This is a genomic window from Gordonia effusa NBRC 100432, from assembly GCF_000241305.1.
GTDB classification, from domain to species: Bacteria; Actinomycetota; Actinomycetes; order Mycobacteriales; family Mycobacteriaceae; genus Gordonia; species Gordonia effusa.
Genome location: NZ_BAEH01000096.1, coordinates 89,188 through 107,951 on the forward strand (window position 1 = coordinate 89,188; position 18,764 = coordinate 107,951).

The 18,764-nt window shown below is 62.7% G+C and carries 22 protein-coding genes; 16 read left to right on the top strand and 6 right to left on the bottom strand.

Annotated elements, in window-relative coordinates:
- The first annotated feature begins 20 nt into the window (after positions 1-20).
- On the top strand, positions 21-1,898 hold the full coding sequence (locus tag GOEFS_RS17175; RefSeq protein ID WP_007319213.1) for an ATP-binding cassette domain-containing protein: 1,878 nt from the start codon (positions 21-23) through the stop codon (positions 1,896-1,898).
- A gap of 50 nt (positions 1,899-1,948) precedes the next feature.
- On the opposite strand, the gene GOEFS_RS17180 is transcribed toward GOEFS_RS17175, so the two are convergent.
- Positions 1,949-2,719: a DUF2127 domain-containing protein gene (locus GOEFS_RS17180; protein WP_040525364.1), complete on the bottom strand. Its 771-nt coding sequence runs from the start codon at positions 2,717-2,719 to the stop codon at positions 1,949-1,951.
- A gap of 42 nt (positions 2,720-2,761) precedes the next feature.
- On the opposite strand from GOEFS_RS17180, the gene GOEFS_RS17185 reads away from it, so the two are divergent.
- Positions 2,762-3,430 carry an EthD domain-containing protein gene (locus GOEFS_RS17185; protein ID WP_007319215.1) on the top strand — a complete coding sequence of 223 codons (669 nt, stop codon included), beginning with the start codon at positions 2,762-2,764 and terminating at the stop codon, positions 3,428-3,430.
- On the top strand, positions 3,430-4,113 hold the full coding sequence (locus GOEFS_RS17190; RefSeq protein WP_007319216.1) for a trimeric intracellular cation channel family protein: 684 nt from the start codon (positions 3,430-3,432) through the stop codon (positions 4,111-4,113). Before GOEFS_RS17185 ends, GOEFS_RS17190 begins: the two co-directional genes overlap by 1 nt.
- A 9-nt stretch (positions 4,114-4,122) precedes the next feature.
- Here GOEFS_RS17190 and GOEFS_RS17195 read toward each other — a convergent pair whose 3' ends face one another.
- Positions 4,123-4,965, bottom strand: coding sequence for a mycofactocin-coupled SDR family oxidoreductase (locus GOEFS_RS17195; protein WP_007319217.1), 843 nt, complete (start codon positions 4,963-4,965; stop codon positions 4,123-4,125).
- A gap of 543 nt (positions 4,966-5,508) precedes the next feature.
- On the opposite strand from GOEFS_RS17195, the gene rpsH reads away from it, so the two are divergent.
- The 10 genes from rpsH to GOEFS_RS17250 all read left to right on the top strand — a co-directional run bounded on the left by rpsH (position 5,509) and on the right by GOEFS_RS17250 (position 11,917).
- The gene (rpsH, locus tag GOEFS_RS17205; RefSeq protein ID WP_007319218.1) at positions 5,509-5,907 is read left to right on the top strand and encodes a 30S ribosomal protein S8; all 399 of its coding nucleotides are present in this window, start codon (positions 5,509-5,511) and stop codon (positions 5,905-5,907) included.
- 13 nt (positions 5,908-5,920) lie between these two features.
- A complete protein-coding gene (gene rplF / locus GOEFS_RS17210; RefSeq protein WP_007319219.1) occupies positions 5,921-6,457 on the top strand; it encodes a 50S ribosomal protein L6 in 537 nt (178 codons plus the stop codon).
- 3 nt (positions 6,458-6,460) lie between these two features.
- A complete protein-coding gene (gene rplR / locus GOEFS_RS17215; RefSeq protein WP_007319220.1) occupies positions 6,461-6,862 on the top strand; it encodes a 50S ribosomal protein L18 in 402 nt (133 codons plus the stop codon).
- Positions 6,863-6,908: 46 nt separating this feature from the next.
- Complete coding sequence (gene rpsE, locus GOEFS_RS17220) at positions 6,909-7,565, top strand: 30S ribosomal protein S5 (protein WP_007319221.1); 657 nt, start codon at positions 6,909-6,911, stop codon at positions 7,563-7,565.
- On the top strand, positions 7,565-7,744 hold the full coding sequence (gene rpmD, locus GOEFS_RS17225; RefSeq protein WP_007319222.1) for a 50S ribosomal protein L30: 180 nt from the start codon (positions 7,565-7,567) through the stop codon (positions 7,742-7,744). The genes rpsE and rpmD overlap by 1 nt, the downstream gene beginning before the upstream one ends.
- 3 nt (positions 7,745-7,747) lie before the next feature.
- Positions 7,748-8,188: a 50S ribosomal protein L15 gene (gene rplO / locus GOEFS_RS17230; protein WP_007319223.1), complete on the top strand. Its 441-nt coding sequence runs from the start codon at positions 7,748-7,750 to the stop codon at positions 8,186-8,188.
- A 249-nt stretch (positions 8,189-8,437) separates the two neighbouring features.
- Positions 8,438-9,772, top strand: a complete 1,335-nt coding sequence (gene secY / locus GOEFS_RS17235) for a preprotein translocase subunit SecY (RefSeq protein ID WP_007319224.1) — start codon at positions 8,438-8,440, stop codon at positions 9,770-9,772.
- Positions 9,769-10,320 (top strand): adenylate kinase, encoded by a 552-nt coding sequence (locus tag GOEFS_RS17240; protein WP_007319225.1) that lies wholly within the window; start codon positions 9,769-9,771, stop codon positions 10,318-10,320. The genes secY and GOEFS_RS17240 overlap by 4 nt, the downstream gene beginning before the upstream one ends.
- Before the next feature lie 14 nt (positions 10,321-10,334).
- Positions 10,335-11,129 carry a type I methionyl aminopeptidase gene (map, locus tag GOEFS_RS17245; RefSeq protein ID WP_007319226.1) on the top strand — a complete coding sequence of 265 codons (795 nt, stop codon included), beginning with the start codon at positions 10,335-10,337 and terminating at the stop codon, positions 11,127-11,129.
- On the top strand, positions 11,126-11,917 hold the full coding sequence (locus GOEFS_RS17250; protein WP_007319227.1) for a TetR/AcrR family transcriptional regulator: 792 nt from the start codon (positions 11,126-11,128) through the stop codon (positions 11,915-11,917). The genes map and GOEFS_RS17250 overlap by 4 nt, the downstream gene beginning before the upstream one ends.
- Here GOEFS_RS17250 and dtd read toward each other — a convergent pair whose 3' ends face one another.
- Positions 11,918-12,376, bottom strand: a complete 459-nt coding sequence (gene dtd / locus GOEFS_RS17255; RefSeq protein ID WP_007319228.1) for a D-aminoacyl-tRNA deacylase — start codon at positions 12,374-12,376, stop codon at positions 11,918-11,920. It abuts the gene before it with no gap.
- 56 nt (positions 12,377-12,432) lie between these two features.
- Between dtd and GOEFS_RS17260 the strand changes: the two genes are divergently transcribed.
- Positions 12,433-13,281, top strand: a complete 849-nt coding sequence (locus GOEFS_RS17260) for an LLM class F420-dependent oxidoreductase (RefSeq protein WP_040525368.1) — start codon at positions 12,433-12,435, stop codon at positions 13,279-13,281.
- Positions 13,282-13,283: 2 nt separating this feature from the next.
- Here the strand turns inward: GOEFS_RS17260 and GOEFS_RS17265 are convergent, their stop codons facing one another.
- The 3 genes from GOEFS_RS17265 to GOEFS_RS17275 all read right to left on the bottom strand — a co-directional run bounded on the left by GOEFS_RS17265 (position 13,284) and on the right by GOEFS_RS17275 (position 15,413).
- Positions 13,284-14,081: an ArsR/SmtB family transcription factor gene (locus GOEFS_RS17265; protein ID WP_007319230.1), complete on the bottom strand. Its 798-nt coding sequence runs from the start codon at positions 14,079-14,081 to the stop codon at positions 13,284-13,286.
- Positions 14,082-14,215: 134 nt separating this feature from the next.
- Positions 14,216-14,977 (bottom strand): SIMPL domain-containing protein, encoded by a 762-nt coding sequence (locus GOEFS_RS17270; protein WP_007319231.1) that lies wholly within the window; start codon positions 14,975-14,977, stop codon positions 14,216-14,218.
- Between the two features lie 52 nt (positions 14,978-15,029).
- The gene (locus GOEFS_RS17275; RefSeq protein ID WP_007319232.1) at positions 15,030-15,413 is read right to left on the bottom strand and encodes a phage holin family protein; all 384 of its coding nucleotides are present in this window, start codon (positions 15,411-15,413) and stop codon (positions 15,030-15,032) included.
- A gap of 181 nt (positions 15,414-15,594) precedes the next feature.
- On the opposite strand from GOEFS_RS17275, the gene GOEFS_RS17280 reads away from it, so the two are divergent.
- Complete coding sequence (locus GOEFS_RS17280; RefSeq protein ID WP_007319233.1) at positions 15,595-15,996, top strand: hypothetical protein; 402 nt, start codon at positions 15,595-15,597, stop codon at positions 15,994-15,996.
- Complete coding sequence (locus GOEFS_RS17285) at positions 15,993-18,755, top strand: vWA domain-containing protein (RefSeq protein ID WP_007319234.1); 2,763 nt, start codon at positions 15,993-15,995, stop codon at positions 18,753-18,755. The genes GOEFS_RS17280 and GOEFS_RS17285 overlap by 4 nt, the downstream gene beginning before the upstream one ends.
- Positions 18,756-18,764: the final 9 nt, after the last annotated feature.

Consider the following 18,764-nt stretch of genomic DNA (forward strand, 5'->3'; position numbering starts at 1 on the left):
GGGCGCGAAAGGTTTCCACTATGAAGCTCATTCGCTTCCTGTTCGCCGTCTCTTGGATCGGCATCTTCGCTGCCGTCGTCATGGGTCTGATCGGCGGCGCCGCCAACGCGTTCTTGGTGACGCAGATCAACGCCGTCGTCGGGCCCGAGGGGGAGTCGGGTTCGTGGCAGAAGTTCGCACTCACCATCGCCGTGGTGATAGCGGCCGGACTGGCATCGCAGATATTGCTGATCCGCCTCGCGCAAGATGCCATCTATCGACTGCGAGCCAAACTGAGTACCGGCGTGGTTTCGGCGCCATTGGAACATCTGGAACGTCTTGGTACACACCGACTTTTGGCAACGCTGACCGAGGACGTTCGTTCGCTGTCGATGGCGGTCAGCGCGATTCCGAGTATGTGTGTCGACATCGCCACGATCGCCGGATGTTTGGTATTCCTGGCAATCTTGTCCGGGCCGCTTTTCGCGATCACCGTGGGATCGACGCTGATAGCCATTGGTTGCGTCGAATCAGTGCTGAAATACGTTCGCGCACTGTTCCGTTCGGTCCGCGAACATGAAGACAACTTGATCAACTCGTTCCACTCGGTCAGCGTTGGAATCAAAGAACTCAAACTGCACCGTGGTCGTCGGCGTGCCTTCATGGACGACAAGCTCCTCGGCACCGCAGCGCACCTGCGTCGCGAAAATATTGATGCGGGAACGAAATTCGCTGTCGGTCAGGGACTCGGTCAGGTATTGCAGTTAGCCACCATGGCCGCGATCCTCTTTGGTGTCGCGGTCGCGCTGGACCTACCTCAGCAGACGTTGATCGGCTACGTCATCGTCACGACATTCCTCGCGATGCCGATGCAGAACTTCATGCACCGCATTCCCGATCTTCTGCGCGGCGACGTCGCGCTCAAGAAGATCCAGTCGTTGGAACTGTCGATGGAAGCGCTGCACGATGAGCAGGCGCTGCCCTATGTGGAACGGCCCGCCGTCGAAACAGCACGGCTGGAACTGGCGGGGATCGGCTACACGTACCTGACCGAGCAGGGACCACTCGGACCGCCGCCTCCGCCTGGCGCGATGGAATCCCAACCGCCGATGGGTCCGCCGCCGCTGACCAACGCGCACCCCGATGTCAACGGTTCCGATGGCGGTCGCGTTGAAGGTGTGCCGGACGGTCGGCTGCCGCAGCGCCCCGGCCGAGGTCGGCGACCCGGTGGTCCGCCGCCCGGACGCCAGGGGCCACCGCCGCCCGATGGTCGGGGGCCAGGGGGACCGCATCTTGGTGGCCCGCCGCCGGGTCATGGATTTCATCTCGGTCCGGTCGATGCGGTTTTCGAACCGGGCGCGATCACCTTCATCGTCGGCGGCAACGGCAGCGGCAAGTCGACGCTCGCCAAGCTGATCACGGGATTGTATGTGCCGCAAGCAGGTTCGTTGACCCTCAATGGAGAGCGCATCGATCACCAGAACATCGAATGGTTCCGGCAGAACACCGCCGCCATCTTCACCGATTTTCACCTGTTCGACGACTATCTGGGATTCGACGGCCCCGACCTCGACGATGAAGTCCGGCGTTACCTACGGATGTTGCGTATTGACGACAAGGTGACCGTGCGCGACGGACATCTGTCGACGGTGTCACTGTCGCAGGGGCAACGTAAGCGGCTGGCGTTGGTGACCGCGCTGCTGGAAGATCGGCCGATTTATCTCTTCGACGAATGGGCAGCCGACCAGGAGCCGCAGTTCCGGGACACCTTCTACCGCGAGATACTCGCCGACCTCGCGGCCCGTGGCAAGACAGTCATCGTCATCACTCACGACGACCGCTACTTCGACATCGCTGACCGACTGATCAAACTCGAGGTCGGGCAGGTCGTGGAGTCGTCGGGCGCGCCCGTCCCGTGAAAATCGTCCGAATACTCACTCGCTGAGGGCATATTGCCCTTGCCGGGCACCTATTCGGACGATTTTCCGGCGCCCAGCGCAGCTCGCTCAACCGTCAGCAAACTCTCGGAATGGTGAATCGCTTCGTAGGCCGCGACGCCGCCGCGCACCCCGAAGAGATGTTTACTCCAGATCAGCCACACCACCGCCGCGACGTTGACGAGCAGGAGGCAAATGCGAAGTGCGGTAACCTTTTCGACGATCTCGTAGATTTCCAGCGGGATGAATAAGCTTGTCACGACTACGGCGAAGTATTCGCCCCAGCGCTTCATCAGCCAAAGTCCGGTCGCCTCGATGAACTGCGAGACCGCATAGGCGAGGATGAGCGCCGCGACCACCGTGAGGGTTGTGGTCGACAGCGTGAAAGACTTCTCGATATACGTGACCAGCTTGGAATCATCTATGTTCCAACCGATTTGGTCGGCTAGGGGGCGAAGCAGAGGAAGTTCGGCGTCGAATTTCTCGCGTACCGACCCCTGACTGGTGCGGAACTTGAAGACGACGAACGCTGCTGCGAGCAGAAATAGCCCACGAACCGCTCGCTCCGCCGCGAGCAGTCGCATGATCACCCGATCGCGCAACATGGCTCCGCGGGGCACTTCGGGCGCGTCTTCCGCAGGGCCGCTGCCCGCCGGGTCGCCGAGTACAAATGTGCCGCAGCGCAAACAGCGCCATGCGGGGCCTACCGGCGTGTCGGTGGTGAGCCGCGCGCGGAGGTCGTCTTCTGTTGGGGCATAAGTCTCGTGACCATGCCAGGCGCATGCGCGCAGGGACCAATCCATGTCGATCACAGTAACCGAGCGCCGAGGTCATACCATGAAATCGTGAACGAACAGGCGACACATGTGATCGCGGCACTCTGGGATGTCGACGCCGTATTGGGACGTGAACTTCGTGACTCGTTGACGCGGCTCGGCGCGACGCGACTGCAGGTCAACATCTCCGACGAAGCGGTCGCGAACGCTATGCGGATCACTCATTACGAGCGGCCGATCGAGGCGGTTGTGTCAGTCGCGGGTGGAGAGGCGCGTGACATCGTCGATGCCCTTGGCACAGTCGCGGGAACGGTCGCGGCGTGGGAAGTGACGCGCCGCGCGCCGCTTGATCCCACGTTGCCGACCGATGTCCGCATCGACGCCCTGGCGAATATCGCCTTCTTGCGTCATCCGGTTGAACTCACCTACGACCAGTGGCGTCAGCGGTGGCTCGATGACCACACCCAGGTCGCCATCGACACGCAGGCAACCTTCGGCTACTACCAGAATGTGGTGTCGAAACCGTTGACGGACAATGCTTTCGGAGTCGACGCTATTGTCGAGGAGCTGTTTCCGAGCGCGGCGGTTGACGATATTCACGCGTTCTACGGGAGCGGGGGCGACAAGCGCGAATTGAACGCGCGAGTGACCGCGATGATGGCGAGCGTCGCGCGGATCGGTGCTGATCGAAACTTGGATCTGGTGCCGACCTCGCGGTATGACTTTGTGCTCGGATAATGAGCGGCACAACGGATTTGGTCATCGCTGCGGACTTCGAGTCGGCGGCGACCTGGGTGCACCACTACGGTGAGTTGATCGGTACCGTCGCGTTCGCGGCATCGGGTGCGTTGGCCGCGGTACGCCGCAATCTCGACATAGTGGGCATCGTCGTGCTGGCGAGTGCCACGGCGCTGGGTGGCGGAATCATGCGCGACGTCCTCATCGGGCATACGCCGCCAACGGCATTCACCGACTTGATCTTCCTAATCGCGGCGACGGTGACGGCGTTGGTTATCTTCGTGCGGCATCCCGGCAATCGGCTCACGCGCTGGCCGTTGTTGCTGACCGATGCGGTGGGGCTCGGATTGTTTTGCGTCACAGGCACTGTCGTGGCTTACGACGCCGGGCTGGGAGCGCCGACGTCGGCGCTGCTTGGTGTGACGACCGCGATCGGCGGCGGCGTGATCCGCGACGTGCTCAGCGGCCAGGTGCCTGGAGTGCTGCGTCCCGACGAGTCGTTGTACGCGATCCCGGCGATGGTGGGTGCGGTAGTGACGGCCGTCCTGCTGTACTTCGGCGTGTATAACGCATGGGCTGGATTGCTTTGTGCCGCAGTAACAATCGCGTTCCGGCTGCTCGCTTTGCGGTACGGCTGGAACGGTCCCCGGCCGCACTACGCGCGGCATGACGAAACGGAGTGATTCGCGGGTTCAGCCGCCGAATTTGGCGCTGGCGCCGAGGTCTATCGGCAGGGCCGCGCCGGTAATGCCGCGACCGGTATCGGCGACGAGGTACAGGACGGCGTCGGCGATCACCTCGGCCTCAACCCACGGCGTCGGGAGCAGGTTGAGTTTGCCCATGACATCGGCGGTGTCCTCGAGGACAGGGTTCTCCAGATCGGGGCGAAAGCCGCGGACCATCGGTTCGTTGTCGATCATCGTCGTGCGGACGTTGCCGGGATGGATCGAATTGACGCGAATATTGGCCCAGCCCAACTCATTTGCGATGGATTTCGCCATGCCGGCGACAGCGTGTTTGGCGCTGGAGTAGTGCACGATGCCGGGGATGCCGCGTAACCCCGCCATCGATGACACCAAGATCACTGAGCCGCCGCGGTTGCCAGCCATGATGTGTGGGATCGCGACCTTGGTGGTCTGCCACACGCCGGTGACATTGATATCCATCATCTCGCGGAATGCCTCCGGGCTGAGATCCCAGGAGAGTGTGGGTGCGGCGGCGATACCGGCGTTGGCGACCGCGATGTCCAGGCGGCCGAACCGTTCGACGCCGGCGTCGACGGATGCTTTCAGCGCGGTGAGGTCGCGGACATCGGCTACCGATGCGGAGATTTCCCGGCCGGTGGCTTCGACGAGTGCGACGGTCTGCGCGAGGTCCGCTTCGGTCGCCATGTCGTAACCGGCGGTGGCGACGTCGGCACAGCGGTCGACAGCGATGATGTCGGCGCCCTCGGATGCGAGTTTGACCGCATGTGCACGCCCTTGTCCGCGCGCCGCTCCGGTGATGAAGGCGACCTGGCCGGTGAGCTTGCCCATTATTCTCCCTGTCGTCGAGCGGTCGTTCAGAAAAACTAGAACGTGTTCAGTCTGGCACGGGGTGTCCAAGCCGGTTGGCATTTCGGCCGGCGGGCGTCTCGATACAACGAAACTCGCAAGCTCGTTTCGTCACTCGACGATCGGACGGGGCGTTCCGTCACTCGACGATCGGACGGGGCATTTCGTCACTCGACGATCGGACGGGGCGTTTCGTCACTCGACGATCGGACGGGGCGTTCCGTCACTCGGCGATCGGGGGGCGTTCCGTCACTCGACGATCGGAAGGGCGACCGATCGGAGTCGGCGGCCGACGATTTGGGATCTAACAGCAAGTTCTCTACACTAGAGCGGTTGCCTGTGCCCTCATGGCTCCGGCTGCTCACAACTGAATAGTCTCCGGTGCCGGCGAAAAGCCAACGGCATCGGCGGCGAGAACCTTATGAACAACTATCCACTTCGTAGAAGGCCCACCGGAGAATCGGGACGAGAGTTCCGAGGACACCGCTGTATGGGAACCGCCACGAGAAAGGTTGACGGTCAACCATGACCATGACTGATCCGATCGCAGACTTCTTGACACGTCTGCGCAACGCCAACTCGGCGTATCACGACGAGGTGAAACTCCCCGCGTCGAAGATCAAGGCCAACATCGCCGAGATCCTCAAGCGCGAGGGCTACATCACCGATTACCGGACCGAGGATGCCGAAGTCGGCAAGAACCTCGTCGTCTCCCTCAAGTACGGCCCGAGCCGTGAGCGCAGCATCGCTGGTCTGCGTCGCGTGTCCAAGCCCGGCCTGCGGGTATATGCAAAGTCCACCAACCTGCCCAAGGTGCTGGGTGGCCTGGGCGTGGCGATCATCTCCACGTCCTCCGGCCTGCTCACCGACCGTCAGGCAGCCAACCAGGGCGTGGGCGGCGAAGTCCTCGCTTACGTCTGGTAGGGGAAGCGTAGATATGTCGCGTATTGGTAAGAATCCCATCGAAATCCCGGCCGGCGTCGACGTTGCCGTCGACGGCCAGGACGTCAAGGTGAAGGGCCCCAAGGGGGAACTGAGCCTGACCGTCAGCGAGCCCATCGCCGTTGCCGTGGAAGAGAAAAGCATCGTCGTCACTCGTCCCAACGACGAGCGTCGTAACCGCGCCCTGCACGGGCTCAACCGCTCGCTGATCAACAACCTCGTTGTCGGCGTCACCCAGGGTTACACCACCAAGATGGAAATCTTCGGTGTCGGTTACCGCGTGCAGGCCAAGGGCAACAACCTGGAGTTCGCCCTCGGTTACAGCCACCCCGTGCCGATCGAGGCCCCCGAAGGCATCAGCTTTGCCGTCGAGTCGCCTACCAAGTTCTCGGTGTCGGGTATTGACAAGCAGCAAGTCGGCCAGATCTCGGCGAATATCCGCCGCCTGCGTCGTCCTGACCCGTACAAGGGCAAGGGCATTCGCTACGAAGGTGAGCAGATCCGTCGCAAGGTCGGAAAGACGGGTAAGTAAAACATGTCTGAAACAACAACAACTCGACGTAAGCCCGTCGGTAAGGATGCCTCGACCCGACGTCGTGTCTCCAACAGCCGTCGTCACTTCCGCCTTCGCAAGAAGGTCGCCGGCACTGCCGAGCGTCCGCGTCTGGTCGTCAATCGCAGCAGCCGTCACATCCACGTGCAGCTCGTCGATGACCTGGTCGGCAAGACACTGGCCGCCGCGTCGTCCATCGAGGCCGATGTCCGCGCAGCCGGTGGTGACAAGACCGAACAGTCGAAGAAGGTCGGCGAGCTGATCGCAGCCCGCGCCAAGGCCGCAGGCGTCACCACCGTGGTCTTCGACCGCGGCGGTCACGACTACCACGGTCGTATCGCGGCGCTGGCCGATGCCGCCCGCGAGGGAGGGCTCGACTTCTAATGAGCATGTTCGCAATTTTCACCACCAAGACCGGAGGAGTCCTCTGATGCCCGGACGTCAGCGTGACGGCGGGAACGGACCCGCCGGAGATAACAACAACAACAGCAATGCCGGCGGCGGCAATGACCGTCGCGGCGGCGGTCGCGGTCGTCGCGATGACCGCAACAATGGTCGCGATCAGGATCGCAACCAGCTTGAGCGCGTCGTAGCGATCAACCGCGTGTCGAAGGTCGTCAAGGGTGGACGTCGGTTCTCCTTCACCGCCCTCGTGGTCGTCGGCGACGGCCAGGGCTTGGTCGGCGTCGGATACGGCAAGGCCAAGGAAGTTCCCGCGGCGATCCAGAAGGGCGTCGAAGAGGCTCGCAAGAACTTCTTCCGCGTTCCGCTCATCGGCGGCACCGTGACCCACCCGGTTCAGGGTGAGGCAGCGGCCGGCGTCGTGATGCTGCGTCCGGCCAGCCCCGGTACCGGTGTGATCGCCGGTGGCGCGGTGCGTGCCGTGCTGGAGTGCGCGGGTGTCCACGACGTCCTCGCCAAGAGCCTCGGTTCGGATAACGCGATCAACGTCGTCCACGCCACCGTGGCAGCACTCAAGCAGTTGCAGCGCCCCGAAGAGGTCGCCGCACGTCGCGGGCTGCCGATCGAAGATGTCGCACCTGCGGGCATGTTGCGCGCACGCGCGCTGAGTCAGGGAGCTAAATGATGGCAGAGCTGAAGATCACCCAGATCAAGGGCACCATCGGTACCAAGAGCAACCAGCGTGACAGCCTGCGGACCCTTGGCCTCAAGGGCATCCGCAAGTCGGTCACCCGCGAGGACACCCCGGCCAACCGCGGCCTCATCAACGTGGTGCGCCACCTCGTGACAGTCGAAGAGGTTTAAGCAATGACCATCAAACTTCACCACCTTCGCCCCGCTCCGGGGTCGAAGACCGAGAAGACCCGAGTGGGTCGCGGTGAGGGTTCCAAGGGTAAGACCGCCGGTCGCGGCACCAAGGGCACCAAGGCGCGTAAGAATGTGCCTGCTCGCTTCGAGGGCGGGCAGATGCCGATTCACATGCGCCTGCCGAAGCTGAAGGGCTTCACCAACCGCAACCGGGTCGAGTACCAGGTCGTCAACGTCGGCGATCTCGCCGAGCTGTTCCCGGCTGGCGGCACCATCGGCGTCGACGACCTCGTCGCCAAGGGTGCTGTCCGCAAGAACCGTCTCGTCAAGGTTCTGGGCGACGGAGAACTGTCGGTGGCACTGAATATCACCGCCAACAAGTTCACCGGTTCGGCCAAGGAGAAAATCTCCGCAGCCGGCGGCAGCGTCACCGAACTGTAGTTGGGCGCCGTCGGGCGACTGCGCGGACACGGCCTGCGTCGCAGGTCAGGGTCGTATGTCAGTCGCCCGACGGTTTGCTTTTTCGTCTGCTGTTAGAGTTTCAAGCGTTGCCGCTAGACCTAGCGGGGGACGGGGTACTGCCCGCTAGTTAGTCGGTGAGCAGTCTCGTCTCGAGAAGAACTTGTTGTCAGCCGTCGGCGGTGAAGCGTCAATCCCAGACGCGACGCCGACGCAGCCTAGGAGGAATTAGTGCTCTCGCCCCTCATCGCGGCCTTTCGCACGCCCGATCTGAGGAAGAAGATCCTCTTCGTCATCGGCATCTTGGTGCTGTATCGCCTTGGCGCGACTTTGCCGTCTCCTGGCGTTGACTATCGCGTCGTGGACGCATGTCTGGCCGAGGCCAGCAAGGGCAGCTCGGCTGACATCTACTCGCTGATCAATATGTTCTCCGGTGGCGCGCTATTGCAGCTGTCGGTGTTCGCGATCGGCATCATGCCCTACATCACCGCCAGCATCATCGTGCAGTTGCTGACCGTGGTCATCCCGCGCTTCGAGCAGCTGCGTAAGGAAGGCCAGTCCGGTCAGGCCAAGATGACGCAGTACACGCGGTATCTGACGGTTGGTCTCGCGATTCTGCAGGCCACCGGAATCGTGGCACTTGCCGCGCAGGGCCAGCTTCTGCGAGGCGGCGAGGGCGAGAACTGCAACCCGACCGAGATCGTCTCCGACCATTCGATCACCTCGTTGGCGATCATCGTCGTGGTGATGGTTGCGGGTGCCTGCCTGGTTATGTGGTTCGGTGAGCTGATCACCGAACGTGGCATCGGCAACGGCATGTCGCTGCTCATCTTCGCCGGCATCGCGGCTCGTCTGCCGGCCGAAGGCCACACCATTCTGCAGTCGGGTACCTTGCGGTTCGTCCTGGTGCTGGTCGCTGCTCTTGTCATCCTTGCCGGCGTTGTCTTCATCGAGCAGGGGCAGCGTCGAATTCCGGTGCAATACGCCAAGCGGATGGTAGGCCGCAAGATGTACGGCGGCTCGTCGACCTATCTGCCGCTGAAGGTTAACCAAGCCGGCGTGATCCCGGTGATCTTCGCGTCGTCGCTGTTGTACCTGCCGCAATTGATCCTGCAACTGACTTCCAATTCCTCCGACGGTGAGCAGTCGGGTTGGCAGAAGTTCATCAGCAATTACCTCACCGATCCGGGTAACTGGGTCTATATCGTCGTGTACTTCGCGATGATTATCTTCTTCACCTACTTCTATGTCGCGGTTACCTTCAACCCCGAGGAACGCGCCGACGACATGAAGAAATATGGCGGCTTCATCCCGGGCATCCGCCCTGGCCAGCCGACCGCCGACTACCTTGGCTACGTACTTTCGCGTATCACGCTTCCGGGCTCGATCTACCTCGGTATTATCGCTGTGCTGCCTAACCTATTCCTGGAAATCGGCAGCGGAAATGTCCAGAACATGCCGTTCGGCGGTACCGCCGTGCTGATTATGGTGGTCGTCGCACTCGATTCCGTTAAGCAAGTCAATAGCCAGTTGATGCAGCGTAAGTACGAAGGATTTCTTAAGTGAGACTCGTTATCCTGGGTCCCCCCGGGGCCGGCAAAGGCACTCAAGCAGAGCTGCTGTCGGAGTCCCTCGGTATCCCGCATATCTCCACCGGAGATTTGTTTCGCGCCAACATCTCACAGGGCACGCCGGTCGGCGTGGAAGCGAAACGCTACCTCGACGCCGGAAACCTGGTGCCCTCGCAGATCACCGTCGACATGGTGCGCGCCCGGCTCGCCGAGCCCGATGCCGGTAAGGGATTCATCCTCGACGGATTCCCGCGCTCGACCGAACAGGCCGACGCGCTCAAGGAAATCCTCGCCGACCTCGACACCGCGCTCGACGCCGTGTTGTCCTTCGTCGTCGACTCCGACGTCGTGGTGGAGCGCATGCTGGCCCGCGGTCGCGCCGACGACAGCGAAGAAGTAATCCGCAACCGCCTGTCGGTCTACGCGACCGAAACCGCTCCGCTGCTGGAGTATTACGGCGACGAAGTGACCACCATCGATGCCATTGGAGCCGTCGACGAGGTCCATCAGCGCGTGCTAGGTTCGCTCGGCGTCAGCAAGTAGCCGGCGGGGATTCGATGGGCTTCTTGGGCCGCAACAAGCGAGTGCCGTTCCGCTCAGCCGGTGAGGTCGATGCGATGGCTGCCGCGGGAGCCATCGTCGGGACCGCGTTGGTCGCGGTGCGCGATGCCGCGAAGCCCGGCGTGAGCACACTCGATCTCGATGCGATCGCCGAAGAAGTGATCCGCTCGGCGGGCGCCGTCCCGTCGTTCAAGGGCTATCACGGCTTTCCCGGTTCGATCTGTTCGTCGGTGAACGACGTTGTGGTGCATGGTATTCCGCGATCCGACGTAAAGCTGGCGACCGGTGATCTGGTGTCCATCGACTGCGGTGCGATCCTCGACGGCTGGCACGGTGACTCGGCATGGAGTTTCGGCGTCGGCGAATTGTCGGTGGCCGACACTGACCTGAATGAGGCCACGCGGCTGGCCATGGAGGCAGGCATCGCCGCCATGGTCGACGGCGGGCGGCTCACCGACGTCTCACACGCGATAGAAGTCGCCACCCGCGACGCGGAAAAGAAGTTCGGTCGGCCATTCGGAATCGTCGCCGGATACGGCGGGCATGGCATCGGCCGGGAAATGCACATGGAGCCGTTCCTGCCGAATGAGGGCGAGCCCAACCGCGGCCCGCGATTGGTAATCGGCTCGACGCTGGCCATCGAGCCAATGCTCACGCTCGGTACCACTGAGACATCCGAACTCGACGACAACTGGACCGTCGTCACCGACGACGGCTCCCGTGCGGCGCACTGGGAGCACACGGTCGCGGTGACCGCCGACGGGCCCCGAATTCTGACCCCACGACCTTGACCGACGACTCCGACGTACGCGAAGCGTCGGTCAAACGGCGACAGATTACCGTCGACGAGCTGCGTCGGCGTATGTTGGACGCCGCCCTGGAGATGCTCGGCGACGACGGGCTCACCGTCGGTGTGTCTCATCTGAACATGGAAGAAATTATCCGGCTCGCGGGTGTACCGCGCAGTTCGGTGTATCGCGAGTGGGACACCAAGGAAGACTTCTACGTCGAACTGCTGATCGCGTTAGTCGAGCCGGGCCCCGCGCAGGCCCTGGCCTTCGACGTCGAGACCTTGCAGCTGGCGATCAAGGTTGTCGACGACAACGTTGAACGACTCACTACCCGGGGCGGCCGTCACGCGGTTCTCGCCGAGGCGATTCGAATCGCGGGGGAGCGAAACTTCCAGGCGCTCAACGAATCTCCGACGTATCGGACGGTTACCGCGCTGGTCGCGGCACTGCCAACATTCGAGGACGCGCAGCGCGAGAAGATCGCTAAGGCGCTCGTCGACTCGGAGGTCTACTACCCCGAGAGAGTCGCGCAGTTCTATCGAATGTTCTTGCCCGTTATGGGTTTTCGCGTGCGCGAAGGAATTTCCGAACTGCAACTCGCGATCGCATCCGCGTCAGTTGTCGAAGGAATGACGCGCCGCGGTTTCACCACACCCGATGTAGTGGCAACGCCGGTCAGCTACCCGGGCATCGACGGCGAGCCGGTTGACTGGCATCTCGCGGCCCTAACTTTGTTGGGCGTCATCGAATTCATGGTCGAGCCCATTCCGGGGTGGACGCCGGAGTAGTTAGCGCGACGGCGTATCGAGCACGATCGTCACCGGACCGTCGTTGACGAGTTCCACCTCCATATGTGCACCGAAGGTGCCGGTCGCCACGGTTGCGCCCGATTCGCGCAGTCCAGCGACGACGGCGTCGACAAGCGGCTGTGCTATCGGCCCCGGTGCCGCGGCGTTCCACGATGGCCGACGTCCCTTCGCGGTGTTGGCGTAGAGCGTGAACTGGCTGATGACGAGGATGGGTGCACCGAGATCTGCCGCGGACGCCTGGCCGCCGTCGGGGCCGTCGAGGATGCGTAGCTGCCAGATCTTGTCGGCGAGCCAGGTGGCGTCGTCAACGGTGTCGTCGTGGGTTACGCCGACGAGGGCGACCAAACCCTGTGCGGGAGGGGGCAATTCGAGTCTTCCGACGACGTCGCCGTCGACGCTGACCGATGCCTGACTGACTCGCTGGAGAACTGCGCGCATGGAACCAACGATGCCAGAGCGGAATAGTCGCGCAGCCAGCGCGGTTGGCTACGACTATGAGCCCAGATGCAGAACTCCGCGTGGAAGCGATCAAACGATTCGGCACCTACGGCGCCTGGGGGTGGTTCAAGCAGTTCCCCGCCGACCAGGTGGCCCGGATGGAGGAACAGGGGCTGGGCACCATTTGGCTCGGTGGATCGCCCAAACACCTCAAGCCCATCCGCGATGTTCTCGCCGCGACGTCGACGATCACCGTCGCGACCGGCATCGTCAACATCTGGAACACCGACGCGCAGGCCATCGGCGAAGAGTGGATTGAGTTGGAAGCGGACTTCCCGGGCCGCTTCTTCCTCGGCATCGGGGCCGGGCATCCGGAGGCCAATGCCGACTACTCGTCTCCCTATGACTCGGTCAGTCGTTATCTCGATGTACTCGACAAAGTCGGGGTACCGGCGCATCGTCGGCTGCTGGCCGCACTCGGCCCGCGGATGTTGCGGCTGTCGGCCGACCGTTCGCTGGGCGCGCATCCGTATCTGACGCCGTCGTCGCATACGAAGATCGCACGCGAGACGGTCGGTAACGGAGTGTTGTTGGCCCCCGAGCACAAGGTCGTGGTTGACGCCGACCCAGTCGCTGCTCGTGCGATCGGCCGGCCGCCGGTCGATCAGCCCTATCTTCACCTGCGCAACTACGTCAGTAATCTCAAGCGGCTGGGCTTCACCGACGCCGACATCGCCGATGGCGGAAGCGACCGGCTGATCGACGCCCTCGTCGCACATGGTGACGCGGCGTCGGTTCACCGACAGATTGAAGATCACCTGGTAGCTGGCGCCGACCACGTCGCCATTCAGGTGTTGGGATCGAAGGATCCGACCGTCGAGTTGGCGGCGATTCTCGCCGACTGAGATTACTCGGGCTGGGTCCACGGCGCGGTCGGTAGCGGGGCGCCAGTCTCCAAGAAGGACTTGAGGTTTGACAGCACGGCCGACCACCCGCCGCTCGTCTGGGCGTACTCGGCGGGAGTCGCCAGGTCGGCATGTGTGACGGTGAGTCGGACGATGTCTTGGTAGGGCTGAATGAGGAATGTGACCGTCGACGATGGCGTGTCGGCGTCGGCGCTGGGCTCGGTCCAGGTGGTTACCAGCTTGCGCGGCGGATCGGATTCGAGCACGGTGCCGACAACGTCGGCGATACCGGAACCGTCGGCCCGTTGATGTTCCCAACGTGAATTCGGTTGCCAGTCAGACACATTCGAATGCCCCCAGTATTGAGCGCTGAGTTCGGGGTCGGTGATGGCCTGCCAGACCTTCTCCGGAGTGCTGTTGATGTAGGTGGTGTAGACGAAAGTCGGTTGGGACATACCGTTCTCCTCGGCTCGTTGTTTGATGGCAGCTAGCGCCCGCAGTCGCGGGTGTTCGAATTTGTCGATCCACCGTTCCTGAATTTCGTGTAGCGGAACGGGATTGAGGTAGTGCAATTTCTCCCGGCCATGCCGCACCGTGCTGATCAAGTTGGCAGCTTCGAGTACACCCAGATGCTGGGTCGCGGTTTGCCGCGTCATCCCTCGGTCGCCGCCGAGGCCGGTGGACAACTCGGTCAGCGTCTGGCCGTTGCGTTGGCGCAACCGATCAAGCAGTAGCCGTCGGGTCGGGTCGGCGAGCGCCCGGAAGACGGCCTGTGTGGCTGAGTCTGGATCGGAATGCACCTGGCAATTATGCAGGCATTTACCTGCCTATTGCAACCGGATGAGTGAGCCAACTGGAAATGTCCCCGTGAGGCGAGCAGACGGCGATATAGCGCCCGCTCGCACTACGGGGACATTTCCAGTGGGACCGAGTGTTAGTCCAGCTGGTATTTGACCGTGACGGTGAAGGTCAGCGTCTGCTGTCCGGGTTCAACCGGCACCGGCGCCGCGGCCAAGCCTTCGGAGCGGTAGGACGTGTCCAGATTCTTGGCCGACTGGTCCTGCCCCGACGTTGCCTCGGAAATCGTTAGGACCTTACCGAGCGAATCGTCGGCGAGTTCGGCATATTGCCCAGCGCGTGATCGCGCATCTTTGAAAGCGGCTTCGCGGGCCTGACGCATGAGGTCGGAATCGTCGTCGATGGAGAAGGAAACATTCGAAATGCGGGTGTTGTCGCCGCCCGCATTGGCAGCGGCGGCAAGGATGGCCGACGCCTTCTTCAGGTCGCGGATGGTGATACGCAGCGAATTCGACGCCTGATAGCCAGAGATTTGCGATGTACCGCCGGGAACCGGCGCCGCGTATTGCGGGCTTAACGACACATTCTGCGTCGACACATCTTTACGCTCGACGCCAGCGGCGACGACGGCGTCGGTGACTTTGCGGACCTTCTCACTCGCTTCATTCAGAGCCGACGACACATCGTTGCCGTCTGCCTCAATCCCGACGTCGGCTTTGAGGGTATCGGGGGTTCCGGTCACTTTGCCGTTGCCGACAACGGTGATGCTGCGGGCCTGGTCGACCTCAGTGTCACTGCCGCAGGCGGCAATTCCTCCGACGAGTACCAGTGCGCCGACTGTCGCGGTCAATCGTCGGGTCCAGCGTGTGCGGGCGGTCGAAGCGACAAAAGCGGTCATCGGTGAACCTTTCGGAGTTCAGTGAGCAGAGGAGTTCACTATATGCAAATGGCTATTCCTTGGACGTCAGGATGGACAACGTCCAGCTGACGATGGAGATGACGAGCGCACCGAAGATCGCCGACCAGAAGAAGTCGTCGACGTGCAGTCCCCAATGGGTGGTGTTGTCGGTGATCCACGCGGTGATTTCCAGCATGAACGCATTGATGACGATGTGAATGAGGCCGACGGTCAACACGTACAGCGGTATCGCGATGATCTGCACTACCGGTTTGATTACCGCGTTGACCAGGCCGAAGATCAGCGCGACGAAGAAGATGATGCCGGCCTGCTGCCAATTATTGTCCGCGCCGACGAAGTCGATTCCGGGAACGATGAGCGACGTGATCCACAGGGCGAACCCGGTGAAGATAGTGCGAATCAGAAAGGGACCCATATCGGAGATACTGCCATGAACGGACGTGTGGACGGCGCAGTCGCGAACCAGGGTGCGGTAGGGGTCGTTCCGAGGGTGTATTTGGGGGCAAATGGTACTGGCGTGCCGGGCGGTCGTGCGGTTGGATGAATCGAGCAGTACCACAACACAGATGTCAGGGGTGCATGACAGCATGTCGGCTATGTCATCGGGCAATCCCTTTGGACAGTCAAGCAGTTCCGGTCCGCCGTTTGGTTCGCCACTCGGGCCATCGTCCGGCGCGCCGGGGCAACCATTCGCGGTTGCCCGACCACCCAGTGGATTACTGATCGCCGCGGCCGGTGTCGCGCTGGTCGGATTGGTGATCGCGATCGTCGGAGTATTCAGAGAAGACGCGGTAGCGCTGGTCGGATGGGCACTGGCGGGGCCACTGGCGATCATCCTGTTGGGATTCTTCGTGGCCGCTGATACCAGGCGGCAAGCCGAGCCGGTCTATACGCGTCCGGGCTGGGTCGGACTTGTGTACGCGATCGCGGCGGTGTTGATCGTGGCCGGCATCGTCGTGGCGTCGGTCGGCGTCGCCCTGTGGATCGGACGTCTATGACAATCACGCACGTCGCACGCAGGGTCTCCGCACTGCTCGCAGTTCTCGCGGTGGTCGCATTGGCTTCGATGCCACTGCTACCCACCGCGAACGCCGCTACCGGCGATGAGGGCGTCGACCGGTTCGGCGCCTGTTTGGCCGCGAATAAATCCGGTCAGGTGTTGTTCTTGATGGACGAGTCGTTCAGTTTGCGTGAGTCCGACCCACAGGCCGCGCGGGTCACCGCCTCGAAGTATCTTGCCGAACAATTGCAGACTTTCGCCGCTGACACCGGAGCCAAACTCGATGTCGCGGTGTCCTCGTTCGCCGCGAACTATCGAGAACTCAACGACTGGCAGCAGCTCAGCTCGTCGACGGTCACTTCTATCACCGACACTCTGGGCAGCCTGCAAAACCAGAACTCGGGGCAGGACACCGACTACTGGGCCGCGTTGACCGGTGCTCAGAAGACACTGGCGAAGCGCAAACCCGCCAACGGAGCTTCGGGGTGTCAGATGGTCGCCTGGTTCACCGACGGTGCGCTGGATTTCAACGTGCACAACCGAACCGAGGATAAGACCAAGGAATACGCGCCGGGAGTCGAACTCAACGGACCCGACGACGCCGCTAAGGTCTCCGCCGCCGCCAAGGAAAGCATCTGCCGATCCGGTGGTGTTGCCGATCAATTGCGATCGTCGGGGGTTATCACCATTGGCATCGGGCTCGACAGCGCGGGCGCCAGCGCCAGCACCTTCGACCTGATGAAGTCGATCGCTACCGGCCAGACCACCTCCACCGGCAAATGCGGTGACATTACGTCGCCCGTGCCCGGCGGGTTCTATCCGGTCTCGGATATCGACGACCTGCTCTTCGCGTTCGACAGGTTGAGCACTCCAGGTCAACCGCCGATCCCTAAGACGGCCGGTGCATGCGCGCGAACCGTCTGCGAAAAGGGTAAGCACAAGTTCGTCCTCGACCGTTCGGTTGGCAGCGTGGCCATTTTGGCCTCGGCCGATCGGACCGGTCTGGTGCCAGTTTTGGTCGCGCCCAACGGAAGTCAGACTCGGATGGTGTCCGGTTCGCCCGGCAGCGCCGACGTCAACGGCGTGAAGATCACCTATCGTGATCCGTCCAGCAAGACCGTCTCGGTCCGCATGACCAACCGCGACGCGGCCGGCTGGCGGGGTGTGTGGGCGCTGGTCTACATCGCACCCGACGGCGACGCTGCGGCTAAGACCCGGTCGAGTATCCATATCACCGGCGACCTATTGCCTGCCTGGCCTGCTCAGAACACGACCAAGCTGCACAGCGGCGACACCTCGGTCGATATGACTTTCGCGGTGAAGCAGACCAACGGGACAACCATCGATGCTGCCGATATCCCCGGGAAAGCGGCGCTGTCGGCCCAATTGGTCACCGCGGCGGGCAAGACCATCTCGATCACCACATCCGACCTGGATAAGGCACATATCACCGACAAGCAGACCTTCAGCCTCGCCGGGGTGGCGCCGGGCAACGCCACTTTGCGGATGACCCTGAAAGTCACTACCGCGCCGGCACGGGAATCCAACGGCACGTTGGTGCCCGGCACCGTGTTGTCGCCGCAGAATGTCGATCTTCCGGTGACCATAGCGGCGCCGGTCGGTTACCCGCAGTTGTCATCGTCGATCGACTTCGGAACGGTCGAAGCGGCCGGCAGCAAAACCGCGGCGGTGAAGATCACCGGCCCCGGCTGCGTGTGGCGCAACGCGTCGTCGTCGCCGACGATCCTCGGCTCGCCCGACGGTGCCGGAACACCGACCGTCGATGCCAGCGCCAACGCGAAGGCCAACTGTGTCACCGTCGCCGAGGGGCGCAGCGGTGAATTGCCGTTGACGCTGACGGTGCCCAACGACGCCAACGGCACACTGAACGGCACGGTGTCGATCATGGTGGCGCCCACCGACGGATCGGCACCGCCGGTTGAGGTGCGCGTGCCGTTCACCGCGTCGCTGCAAAAGAATCTCGACGTCCCGCTCACCGTCGGCGTCTTTATCGCCGCGCTCATCCTTGGTCCCCTGATTCCGCTGCTGTTGCTCTATCTGGTCAAGTGGTTCACGGCCCGGATTCCGGCAAAAGCGTTGCGCTCGGAACAGATTCGGGTCCAGGTGAACGGCAATGCTGTCCTACGCGACGGTGCGCCGTTCGCCCTGCGGGACACCGATCTGGTCCGCATGGTGCCGGGTCTGGACAAACCGGCCCGCGACCTCGACCTCGGTGGTGGCGTGCGACTGCGTGCGCGGATCGGGTTGGCGCCGTTCGGCACCGGCTTCGTCGTCGCCACGGCACCGGGCTCGGCCGGTGCGGCCGGCAAGACCGGCGCTACACACGGCAAGACGCCCGACGCGAAACTGCCTCTCGCGGTGCATAATTCGTGGTTTGTCCTGCATGATCCCAACGGTCCGGCCAACGCGGCCACCGTTGTGGTGCTTGCCGGAGCCGATGCGACGCCAGCGGTTCGCAACCGAATCGATGCCGAAATAGCCTCGACGCTACCGCGTATCCTCGGTGAACTTCGAACGAAAGCTGCTGGCGCACAGCCGAATCCGCCAGGAACGTCCGGGCCCGATGGTGGGCAGTCCAATCCGTTCGGGGGTGGGCAACCCCCGCCGCCGCTGACCAACCCATTTGCCGGACCGCCGACCACGGGTAACCCATTCGGCCCGCCGCAGCGTCCGCCGCACGGGCCGTATCAGGGGCCACCCCAGGGCGGTCAGTACCCACGAAACCCATATCAGTGAGGACACAGC

What these genes read in the sequence shown, in the direction of transcription:
- GOEFS_RS17285 (WP_007319234.1), top strand. Translation starts at nt 15,993, where the DNA reads ATGACAATCACGCACGTCGCACGCAGGGTCTCCGCACTGCTCGCAGTT.
- GOEFS_RS17275 (WP_007319232.1), bottom strand. Translation starts at nt 15,413, where the DNA reads ATGGGTCCCTTTCTGATTCGCACTATCTTCACCGGGTTCGCCCTGTGG.
- map (WP_007319226.1), top strand. Translation starts at nt 10,335, where the DNA reads ATGGGCTTCTTGGGCCGCAACAAGCGAGTGCCGTTCCGCTCAGCCGGT.
- GOEFS_RS17280 (WP_007319233.1), top strand. Translation starts at nt 15,595, where the DNA reads ATGTCATCGGGCAATCCCTTTGGACAGTCAAGCAGTTCCGGTCCGCCG.
- rpsH (WP_007319218.1), top strand. Translation starts at nt 5,509, where the DNA reads ATGACCATGACTGATCCGATCGCAGACTTCTTGACACGTCTGCGCAAC.
- rplO (WP_007319223.1), top strand. Translation starts at nt 7,748, where the DNA reads ATGACCATCAAACTTCACCACCTTCGCCCCGCTCCGGGGTCGAAGACC.
- GOEFS_RS17180 (WP_040525364.1), bottom strand. Translation starts at nt 2,719, where the DNA reads ATGGATTGGTCCCTGCGCGCATGCGCCTGGCATGGTCACGAGACTTAT.
- rplF (WP_007319219.1), top strand. Translation starts at nt 5,921, where the DNA reads ATGTCGCGTATTGGTAAGAATCCCATCGAAATCCCGGCCGGCGTCGAC.
- dtd (WP_007319228.1), bottom strand. Translation starts at nt 12,376, where the DNA reads ATGCGCGCAGTTCTCCAGCGAGTCAGTCAGGCATCGGTCAGCGTCGAC.
- rpmD (WP_007319222.1), top strand. Translation starts at nt 7,565, where the DNA reads ATGGCAGAGCTGAAGATCACCCAGATCAAGGGCACCATCGGTACCAAG.
- GOEFS_RS17190 (WP_007319216.1), top strand. Translation starts at nt 3,430, where the DNA reads ATGAGCGGCACAACGGATTTGGTCATCGCTGCGGACTTCGAGTCGGCG.
- rplR (WP_007319220.1), top strand. Translation starts at nt 6,461, where the DNA reads ATGTCTGAAACAACAACAACTCGACGTAAGCCCGTCGGTAAGGATGCC.
- GOEFS_RS17260 (WP_040525368.1), top strand. Translation starts at nt 12,433, where the DNA reads ATGAGCCCAGATGCAGAACTCCGCGTGGAAGCGATCAAACGATTCGGC.
- rpsE (WP_007319221.1), top strand. Translation starts at nt 6,909, where the DNA reads ATGCCCGGACGTCAGCGTGACGGCGGGAACGGACCCGCCGGAGATAAC.
- GOEFS_RS17270 (WP_007319231.1), bottom strand. Translation starts at nt 14,977, where the DNA reads ATGACCGCTTTTGTCGCTTCGACCGCCCGCACACGCTGGACCCGACGA.
- GOEFS_RS17195 (WP_007319217.1), bottom strand. Translation starts at nt 4,965, where the DNA reads ATGGGCAAGCTCACCGGCCAGGTCGCCTTCATCACCGGAGCGGCGCGC.
- GOEFS_RS17175 (WP_007319213.1), top strand. Translation starts at nt 21, where the DNA reads ATGAAGCTCATTCGCTTCCTGTTCGCCGTCTCTTGGATCGGCATCTTC.